The sequence below is a fragment of the Vibrio sp. 811 genome (assembly GCF_033339195.1).
Window position 1 is genome coordinate 1 of sequence record NZ_JAWOUB010000441.1, and the last position, 680, is coordinate 680.

Annotated in this window: 2 protein-coding genes; one reads left to right on the top strand and one right to left on the bottom strand. The window is 43.7% G+C overall.

What is annotated here, in order from left to right; genetic code table 11:
- A partial coding sequence (locus R7Q46_RS27370; protein WP_411978780.1) for a lipase family protein occupies window positions 1–381 on the top strand: 381 nt, incomplete at its 5' end.
- A 62-nt stretch (window positions 382–443) separates the two neighbouring features.
- Here the strand turns inward: R7Q46_RS27370 and R7Q46_RS27375 are convergent.
- The coding region (locus tag R7Q46_RS27375; RefSeq protein ID WP_025621503.1) for a hypothetical protein at window positions 444–680 on the bottom strand (237 nt) is incomplete at its 5' end.

The window sequence follows — 680 nt, forward strand, 5'->3', positions numbered from 1 at the left end:
GTGACAGGCCACTCTTCTGGTGGTGCAATTGGTAGCGTGTTTGCGGATTACATAGAAAAGAAGTATCCGAAAAGCATCAAGCGCGTTGTGACTTTCGGGCAGCCCGCCATTGGTGACTGGACGTTCAAACGTCGCTATCGTCTGGCGCATAAAACCTACCGAATTTGTTGTGATATCGATATTGTGACTTTCATGCCTCCGGTGCCTTTTCTTTACTGGCACGTCGGAAAAATGCTGTGGCTGTACAATGGCAGAATTTATGAGAACACGCCAACACTCATTCGCCTCGGGCGTTCACTTTTTAGTTGGCTGATTCGTCCGTTTTCTTACCATTTAATGAGTAAGTACATCCGAAACAAAGACTTTTTCGATGAACGTTGATTGAAAAACCAAACGATAAACATAAAAAAGCCGGACTGATCCGGCTTTTTCTAAGATTTGAATTACAGCGAAGCAATTTCTTTCTCAAGTTGATATTTGCTGTCGGTGACGATTCTCTCAAGCACTTCAACGCGTCGTTTTAACTCGCCAATTTGCTTTTTGAGGCTTTCTTGCTCTTCTTGGCTCATCGTATTTCGCTCAGAAATCTCTAACGCTCGAACTTCTTTACGATGATTTAAGATCAACTTGACGATCCCGCCTCCAAAAATGGCACCAAACACAATGGCGACAACCAATAC